7 protein-coding genes and 1 pseudogene are annotated in these 7958 nt (G+C 48.8%); 5 read left to right on the top strand and 3 right to left on the bottom strand.

The window, feature by feature from the left end:
* Positions 1–255, bottom strand: a 255-nt coding sequence (locus IQ260_RS23515) for a DUF6439 family protein (RefSeq protein ID WP_193995516.1), incomplete at its 3' end; no start/stop codon positions are given.
* Between the two features lie 87 nt (positions 256–342).
* Here IQ260_RS23515 and IQ260_RS23510 point away from each other — a divergent pair.
* From IQ260_RS23510 to IQ260_RS23495, 4 genes are all read left to right on the top strand, one after another.
* On the top strand, positions 343–678 hold the full coding sequence (locus IQ260_RS23510; protein WP_193995515.1) for a hypothetical protein: 336 nt from the start codon (positions 343–345) through the stop codon (positions 676–678).
* A 91-nt stretch (positions 679–769) separates the two neighbouring features.
* A complete protein-coding gene (gene asnS, locus IQ260_RS23505) occupies positions 770–2161 on the top strand; it encodes an asparagine--tRNA ligase (RefSeq protein ID WP_193995514.1) in 1392 nt (463 codons plus the stop codon).
* Between the two features lie 247 nt (positions 2162–2408).
* The gene (locus tag IQ260_RS23500) at positions 2409–2576 is read left to right on the top strand and encodes a hypothetical protein (protein WP_193995513.1); all 168 of its coding nucleotides are present in this window, start codon (positions 2409–2411) and stop codon (positions 2574–2576) included.
* A gap of 319 nt (positions 2577–2895) precedes the next feature.
* Positions 2896–3222, top strand: a complete 327-nt coding sequence (locus IQ260_RS23495; protein ID WP_193995512.1) for a hypothetical protein — start codon at positions 2896–2898, stop codon at positions 3220–3222.
* A 164-nt stretch (positions 3223–3386) separates the two neighbouring features.
* On the opposite strand, the gene IQ260_RS23490 is transcribed toward IQ260_RS23495, so the two are convergent.
* Both IQ260_RS23490 and IQ260_RS23485 read right to left on the bottom strand, forming a co-directional pair.
* Positions 3387–4886, bottom strand: coding sequence for a hypothetical protein (locus tag IQ260_RS23490; RefSeq protein ID WP_193995511.1), 1500 nt, complete (start codon positions 4884–4886; stop codon positions 3387–3389).
* Between the two features lie 272 nt (positions 4887–5158).
* Positions 5159–7009, bottom strand: coding sequence for an ABC transporter ATP-binding protein (locus IQ260_RS23485; protein ID WP_322745031.1), 1851 nt, complete (start codon positions 7007–7009; stop codon positions 5159–5161).
* Between the two features lie 472 nt (positions 7010–7481).
* Here IQ260_RS23485 and IQ260_RS23480 point away from each other — a divergent pair.
* Positions 7482–7958: pseudogene (locus IQ260_RS23480) on the top strand (excinuclease ABC subunit UvrA); the annotation flags it as partial.

The raw sequence follows: 7958 nt of genomic DNA, 5'->3' as shown, positions 1-7958 counted from the left end.
GGCTTTGATGCTGCGATTTAGCCAGCCGACGGCCTGTTCTAGCCGGGGCAGGGCTTCCTCTGGGTTATCGTTGAGTAAGTAGACTAGGGCGGCGGCTATCTGTTCTTTGGCGCGGACCTGCCGGTTGGAATTTAGCCGATGCCAGTCCATGGGGCTAATGGCTAGCTGCTTAGCTAAGGCCTGGGCTAAGGCTAGTGGTTCTGCTGTCTGTAAATTTAAAGGAGCAGGCTCAGACGCTACGTTTATATCACTCACAATTTAGTCTCCCAACGTCGGACCGAATCTTTGTCCTGTACCTTAATTTTATATCGTCTTACTATTTTCTACCCGCTGGTCTGAGTCATGAAATCGTCCCTGCCCCTCACTGAGCAAGATCTGACTGAGTTTGCAACGGCCCTAGAAGAAACGACTAAAGACTTCCAGGCGTTGCGCCAGCGTTATGACGACGTGCGCGAGGCATTTTTCCAGCGGGCTGATGCGCAGGCAAAAATTACCCAGGGGCATTTACCGAGGGCAGAACTTAAGCGATTGCGATCGCAAATTGAAACCTTAGAAGAAACCTTGGAAAATCAGCTGCTGACCTGGAATAACCTAAAAGAGCCCTTTTGGCAGGTGCTGCGGTTTGTGGGTCTGGGTCTGGTGTTGGGCTGGTTTTTGCGGGGCTGGTTTGGCGGGTAGTACCTGGGAGCAGCGGCAGTGGGATTGAATAAAAAGGAGGAAAGCACACGGCCTGCGCTACCTTATATAGAGTTAATTTTTAGCGTAGGCAATGACTACCCAGCGCATCAAGCACATCCTGAAGTCTGGCAACCCCGGTGACTCTGTCACGATTAAAGGGTGGGTTCGCACTAAGCGTGATTCCAAGGCATTTAGTTTTTTGGATATTAATGACGGGTCCTCAATGACGGGGCTACAGGTGATTGCGGATGCCAAGATCGAGGGCTATGACGATGCCATGAAGCGCATTACGACCGGTGCTTCAGTAGTAGTTTCAGGTACTTTGGCGGAGTCACCGGGCAAAGGGCAGCGGGTGGAGCTGCAGGCCAGTAGCCTGGAGGTGGTGGGCGAGTCAGATGCGGAAACCTATCCGCTGCAGAAGAAGCGGCATTCGTTTGAGTTTTTGCGGGGGTTGGGGCATTTGCGATCGCGCACCAATACCCTAGGTGCTGTTTTCCGGGTGCGTAATGCCTGTGCCAACGCCATCCACGAATTTTTCCAAAGCCGTGATTTTCTCTGGATCCACAGCCCCATTCTTACCGCCAGCGACTGTGAAGGGGCAGGGGAGATGTTCACGGTCACCAGCATGAACCTGGATAAATTGCCTAAAGGCGATGACGGCAAGGTGGACTACGGCCAGGACTTTTTTGGTAAACCCACATATCTGACCGTCAGTGGCCAGCTTGAAGCTGAAATCATGGCCATGGCCTTTAGCAATGTCTACACCTTTGGCCCCACCTTTCGAGCTGAAAATTCCAACACCTCGCGACACCTGGCCGAGTTTTGGATGATGGAGCCAGAAATGGCCTTTTGCGATCTTGAAGGCAACATGGATCTAGCAGAAGAGTTTCTCAAGTTTGTTTTTAAGCGAGTATTGGCAGACTGTCCTGACGATATGGAGTTTTTTAACAAGCGGATTGAAAAAACAGTATTAGCAACCGCCGACAACATTATCAACAATGAGTTTGAGCGCATTACCTATACCGATGCGATTAAACTGCTGGAGAAATGCGACAAGAAATTTGAGTACCCTGTCTCCTGGGGCCTAGACATGCAGTCTGAGCACGAGCGCTATCTGGCAGAGGAGTACTTTAAAAAGCCAGTAATTGTAACCGACTATCCTACCGAGATTAAGGCATTCTACATGCGTCTAAATGACGGCGGGAAAACAGTAGCTGCCATGGATGTGTTGGCTCCGCGCATTGGTGAAATTATTGGGGGTTCTCAGCGGGAAGAGCGGCTAGACGTGTTGGAAGCCCGCATCGCTGAAGCTGGATTACCCCAGGATGATTACTGGTGGTATTTAGATCTGCGGCGCTATGGTACGGTACCCCATGCCGGATTTGGTCTGGGCTTTGAACGGCTGGTACAGTTTATGACCGGTATGGCGAATATTCGCGATGTGATTCCGTTTCCTCGGACCCCCGACAATGTTGACTTTTAGGGTCACATTACCTTTGTTGATTGGTTTGCTGCCGCCAGAAATATAAGTATAAATCGCTACCGAGAGAGATTTATACCAGCTCAGGCAATTTAGCTACAGATATTGTCGTGCCTGGATTACGTGGTTCTTTAAGAAAGGTCACGGAGTACAGCCTGGAGTAAACAAGTAGAAACATTACCCACGCGGGTAATGTAGCACTCCTGGTCGGCATTTAGGATGTAGATATAAATCTATTGGAGGTCTTGTTATGACTGTTGCAACCACAACCAATGGCGTCGCAAAAGACTACGCATATTATGACAAGTATTACAATCGTGCTTGTGAAGTCTGTGTTCCCATCGTTCTAAAGACGCCTATCTACATCGAACCCATTGTGATTGAAAAGGAACCTAAATGCTTAGAGAAGAAGTATTAGGCAGATATAGCAGGCTAGCGTCTACCTGATAACTTGATCTACTTTCTAGTTTCTAACAGATTACAAACTTTTTTGAATGTAGGTGATAAACATGACTATAGCAACTGAAACTGCCTCTCTCGATGCTGCCGCTTATGAGAAATACTATAAGCGTGCCTGTGAGGTGTGTGCACCGATCAAACTGAAGGTACCTGTTTATGTTGTGCCTGTTGTAATCGAGAAGGAGCCGCATTGTGTAAACAAAGACTATCACTAAGGTTCTATTGTCCCCTGCTCCTTAGCAGGGGAATGAATCTCTACCGTTACACGGGCAAAGATTATGAGTACCCCTCTCGATTTTGATCGCCATCCCCATGGATGCGAAATTGTTGTTCCGATCGTGTTAAAGATTCCGATTTATATCGAACCTATCGTGATCGAGAAAACTCCCGCATGTCATGGGCACATACAACCTGCCAAGGTAAGTTTTGAGTCCAAAGCATTAGCGTCTGAACCAGCAGCGGCCTTAAATGATGACATTCAGGCAGTTACCAGCTCTAACGTGAATGTTCGGAGTCGTTTTAGTTGGACTCAACCGTGGAAAAGTCTATTGTTCGGGTCTTCTGGCATTCTTTTGGCTGCGCTATCTGCCATCTATTTGAGATAGAGTCGATGAGGGAATGGGTAGAGTGCATGCAACGCTGAAGATACCCAACCATTGGCTTGAGTACATGTCACTCTCCCCCCAACTTCAGGGGAAAACGTTTTACCGAGAATCGTTTGGTATCCCGCCTCTGGTTGGTCAATCACGGCTAACGAGTAGCAAACTGGCTAAGATTTCGTCGCTGAAGCCGTGCCTGTAGTCGATTGCTGACCAGCCTTGTCAACATCAATCAGTTTCTTCAGCAAGTCATACCAGAAAGAGGATCCCATGGAAACAGCAATACCCGTCACAATCCAGCCCGGAATTCGTTCTACCCAGAACGGTAAGACGTTCAAAGGAACAATTCTAAAGTCAGCTTGCTTTTCCAACACTGGAGCCTGCCAGCCTATCGGCAATGACAACTCTGAACTCAACTGGTTAATACGATCTGTCTGTTCAAGGGCATCCTCCGGTAGCTGATCCATTACCCCAATTACGGATGCTGCAATTGTTTTTTCCTTAGCAAAGCGATCCATCATATAAAACGAATCGGCATTGGCAATGATAGCTATAGTAATCGAGATCGCGATCGCAACTAACCTAGAGTTTCGCTGATACACACCATAGGCACGCTCCATAGAATGGTTAAACCACGTAGCGATCTCTTGTTCAAACTGGTTAGCTTCTTGGGCTAGATCGTCAACCTTATCTAAGGCATTAGTTGCCAAGTGTTCTAAATTATCACCTAAAGCTTGAGGAATCGGAGGCAAGGCTTTGATCAGCTTTTGTATGGGTGGATTCATCACAATTAACGAAAGGGCCAGAAAGGACTGGTCAGTCGCCGGAGATAAGATACCATCCAAAACTGGATTCTCTTGGTGAAAAGTAGCCAGAGCACTCTTCGCTTGTTCAAATGTAGGATTTTTATCTAATGATTTAACAATGTTATCCAAGTCCGCTTCCTTTAGCTGCAGATACTGTCGCACAGCCCGAATCGTATCCGCAATGGATAACTGCATCTTGTGGGTAAAGCTTTCAATTGCTTCAGGCGAACTAAAATCTTCTTGAAAAACTTCTGATGCAATCAGCGACTTATTTTTTGTTATCTCTACCGCAATATTCTGTACCGCCGTAGCCAGAGAGATCTGCTTAGATTTAAAGGTGGCTAAGATAGCATCTATTTTGAATGCGAGTTTGTTTTGGTAGTCTTCTGGATTAGAGACCATCCCTTGAAGCGTGATTTTGAGTCGGAATGCCAACAACTGGCGATAGATGCCGACAAAATCAAACGTGCTCAGTAGGCTGCCGCTAAAAGCAGTCACTGGAAGATGAGAAGGCCCACTATTGTGTCCTCCAAAAATGCGTTTGCTTACATCAGTCTGGACCAGTTTAGTTGCCTGACGCATCGGCTGCCGAATCACATCAGCAATTTCTCCCTTGGTTTGGTGAGTTAGGGAGCGAATCAGAGGATGATTATACAGTTGATTTACCAGAACTCTTGCTTCCTGAAGCTTGGAGCTATCATTGCCCACCAGCATGCCTTCAATGGATTCTTTGAGGTGCACTGCTCGCCACTGTAGCAGGGCTTTGAGAATATTTTGCACCTCAGATGCGAAGAGACTCAGGGTAAAGTATGTAAAAACTAAGCTGATTGCGATATCTACGATAATTGGTAAACCTAGTCCCATTATTGGATTCTCACCCCATTGGAAAACAATATTTAACTTGGCTGTACGGCTATATGCTTTAGAGGAAACCCTATCGTTTATTTGGTCGGTTGATTTGACTGACTTCCATCATTACCAAACCCCTTAAAGGAAGCTTGAGTGCTCGTTATTGTATCTTTCTACAGACAGGATGACGGTTGTACCTTCCTATTCTTTTTAGCTTTTCTTCGCTATGGGTCACTTTTCTTACTTTGTTTACAATTGATACTACATATTACTTTCCTTTTAGCTGTTTATCCATGACCTAAATAACTTTCGGCCTGTAGCTCAAACATTTCGGCATACCGGCCTTGTTGGACCATGAGCTGGTCGTGGGTGCCGACTTCGGTGATTTTGCCTTGCTCTAAGACCACAATGCGGTCGGCCATGCGGACGGTGGAGAAGCGATGGCTGACCAGAAAGGTCATTTTGCCCTGGGTGAGCTGCCGGAAGCGTTGGAACAGATCGTGCTCTGCGATCGCATCCACCGCCGCCGTCGGCTCATCCAAGATTAAAATCTGAGCATCGGTCATAAACGCCCGAGCCAAACCAATCTTCTGCCACTGACCACCGGATAGATCCACACCGCCGGAAAACATTTTTCCCAGGATAGTTTGATAGCCCTGCTCTAGCTCATCGATTACCGCTGTTGCTCCGGCTCCTTCTGCTGCTTGAACCACCAAATCTATATCCTGCCGCTGGGGTAAGTTACCAAACCCAATGTTGTCCTGCACATTAAGGGCATAGCGGGCAAAATCTTGGAACATGATACCAATCTGGCTACGCAAGTCCCTAAGAGAAAATTGTTGTAAAGGAACATTGTCGATAACAATTTTTCCCTGATTAATATCGTAGAGACGGGTCAACAGTTTTAACAAGGTTGTCTTTCCCGACCCATTTAACCCGACTAGGGCGATACACTCTCCTGGGGCTACGGTTAGATCAATTCCTTTAAGGGTAGGCTGGTCGGCCCCCGGATAGGTAAAGTAAACGTCTTGAAACCGCAGACCTTGTCTCATAGGCTGAGGAAATGGTTTGGGTCGAGACGGACTGGTCACCTGGGGCGCAATATCCAACAGCTCAAAATACTGTGAGACATAGAGATTGTATTCATAGAGGGTGGCTAGACTGATCAAAATAGATTCGATCAGCCCCTGGGCCTGTTGAAAAGCACCCGCATATAGAGTGAGGTCGCCCAGGGTGACCAGTCCTCGAATCGTTTGCCAGAGAACTAGACCATAGGCTCCATAGAAACCGATGCCCCCCAACAGCTCGATGCTGAGCTGAGCCAAAGACTGCCGCTGGGCTAAACGTCGTGACTCTTCGTTAAACTCCTGGCGAATGGTGCGGTACTGTTCCACCATGTGGGTTCCCAGGTTAAACAGTCGCACTTCTTTGACATATTTTGGATCGGTGAGCACTTTATAAAAATAGTCCGCCAGCCGCCGAGATGGGGTTTGCCGTCGGTTCATCCAAAATCGTCGGGAGGAGTAGCGAATCCCCACCCAAAATGTTGGCAAAACGCTCACCAGTAAGAGTCCCATCACACTCGGACTAAATCGCAGCAGCAGGGTGAGTAGCCCGATCAGACGAGTGATTGACCCCAGTAATCGGGAGAGCAGCTCTACCACACGCACCGGATAGTTACTGCCGCTCTGCTGGGCTCGATCCAGCACATCGTGAAATTCCGACGATTCGTAGTGGGCGAGGTCTAAGCGCATCGCCTGCTGAAGCAGCTGGACATTGGCATGCAGTAAAAACTGATCGCTCAATACTCGATTGACAAAGGTATTGAACTGACCCAGCATTTCCCGCAGGAGCAAGAGGCCAAAACCCGCCACCACCAGCAGGGTGAGGTAGGGAGTAAAGTCAGCCGTCTCGCTCGCCAAAATGGCCACCACCTGATCTACGATCAGTTTGCCGACATAAAGCTGGGCCACCGGCACCAGCGAGCTGACCAGGGTAAGGCCAACGCTCAAGCTTAGCCAAACGGGGGCTGCTGACCACACCAGCCGGATTAAACGCGGCGTATTGCCCAGCAGGCTGAGGATTTCTTGGTAGTAGCGACGGAAACGGCGGAGAGGTTTGGGAATGGTAGAACGCACAAGGAGAAGAAGAGTTTTGGGTTATTTTGTATCTCGCATCTGGTGAAGAAGCGCTAGCCCGCCCAGGGTTTGAAACCCTAGGCTAACTGAAGGGTGTCCACTGGAAGGGACACAACCATCGGAGATGCGTTTCTAGGGTTCGCTTCCATAACGGTAACGGTCAACTATGCCTCAACCGATCCACAATGATCACCAGCATTTCTACACCAAATTGTCCCTTTAGCGGACAACCCTCAGTTAGCGCTGGCGTTTCAACCTAGCGCGGGCTTCAGCCTCACAACCGATTTAGTGCGAGATCTGAGCCATAGCCCTTTCCTTGTTAGCACATGCCCAGGGGCACTCGTCTGGCTAGCCATATCACCGCACGATTAAGCACTATGACTTACCATAAAGAAATGTGTTGATCATGATAGTACTAATTTATTAGTTCCATATGATCTAGCTGCCCCAGCTGTCACCCTAATTTGCCCCCATGCCCCAGTCAAAGACCTCTAAAACGGCCAAGACCAGCACGAACAACGGCAGGGCCAATGGCAAGACCAGCAGCAACGGCAGGGCAGCCAAACTCACCAACTTATCGGATGACCTGATCCGTATTCGCGGTGCCCGTCAGCACAACCTCAAAGACATCAATCTGGATCTGCCCCGCAACCAGATGATTGTCTTTACGGGCGTTTCTGGGTCGGGTAAGTCGTCTCTGGCCTTTGATACGATTTTTGCCGAGGGGCAGCGCCGCTATGTGGAGTCCCTGAGCGCCTATGCGCGGCAGTTTTTAGGTCAGGTGGATAAGCCCGATGTGGACTCCATCGAGGGCCTGAGCCCAGCGATTTCCATTGACCAAAAGTCCACGTCCCACAACCCGCGCTCTACGGTGGGTACGGTAACCGAAATCTACGACTATCTGCGACTGCTCTATGGTCGGGCCGGACAGCCCCACTGTCCCCAGTGC

The organism is Leptolyngbya cf. ectocarpi LEGE 11479, assembly GCF_015207065.1.
GTDB classification, from domain to species: Bacteria; Cyanobacteriota; Cyanobacteriia; order Phormidesmidales; family Phormidesmidaceae; genus Leptothoe; species Leptothoe ectocarpi.
The sequence above is the reverse complement of the archived record's forward strand: the minus strand, read 5'-3'. Positions and strand labels throughout refer to the sequence as shown.

Bases quoted from the DNA above. Each gene is read 5' to 3' on its own strand.
- IQ260_RS23510 (WP_193995515.1), top strand. From the start codon at position 343: ATGAAATCGTCCCTGCCCCTCACTGAGCAAGATCTGACTGAGTTTGCA.
- asnS (WP_193995514.1), top strand. From the start codon at position 770: ATGACTACCCAGCGCATCAAGCACATCCTGAAGTCTGGCAACCCCGGT.
- IQ260_RS23500 (WP_193995513.1), top strand. From the start codon at position 2,409: ATGACTGTTGCAACCACAACCAATGGCGTCGCAAAAGACTACGCATAT.
- IQ260_RS23495 (WP_193995512.1), top strand. From the start codon at position 2,896: ATGAGTACCCCTCTCGATTTTGATCGCCATCCCCATGGATGCGAAATT.
- IQ260_RS23490 (WP_193995511.1), bottom strand. From the start codon at position 4,886: ATGGGACTAGGTTTACCAATTATCGTAGATATCGCAATCAGCTTAGTT.